The organism is Desulfobulbus alkaliphilus, from assembly GCF_016918545.1.
Lineage (GTDB): Bacteria > Desulfobacterota > Desulfobulbia > Desulfobulbales > Desulfobulbaceae > Desulfobulbus > Desulfobulbus alkaliphilus.
The window spans coordinates 1-450 of the sequence record NZ_JAFFQC010000232.1; the positions used below are offsets into that span (position 1 = coordinate 1).

The window sequence follows — 450 nt, forward strand, 5'->3', positions numbered from 1 at the left end:
GGCGAGCAGCAGGCCAGCCCACTGGCGCAGTGGCAGGGACTCTCCGCGCAGCAGGGGCGGTGCCAGCATGCTGAGCTGGACGGCGGCAAACAGCAGCAGGGCACCGGTGCCTGCGGTCAGGGTGAGATAGGCGAACGAGAAGGCGGCGCCATAGGCGATGAGCGCGAGGGCACCCCCCCAGTCTCCCTGGCGCGGCGACGAGTGGCGAACCCGGCACAGCAGGATCAGCATCAGGGCGCCGCTGGTCAGCCGCAGCAGGGTAAACAGGGCCGGATCCATCCGCTCTTCGAACAGGGCGAGGCGGCAGAGTACTGAATTGGCAGCGAACGCAGTGAGCGTCAGCAGGGTCAGCAGCAACAGGCGGGGTAGTGACATCCATTCACCTTGAGTTCAGTGGGCGCGGCACAGCATGGTATTTCATGCAAATGAGGAGGCCCCATGAAACAGATG

General features: G+C 65.3%; 1 protein-coding gene. It reads right to left on the reverse strand.

Translation table 11 applies throughout. The features are described from left to right. Positions 1-375: EamA family transporter (locus JWG43_RS18285; protein WP_205244359.1), on the reverse strand; the 375-nt coding region annotated here is incomplete at its 3' end. Positions 376-450 lie beyond the last annotated feature (75 nt).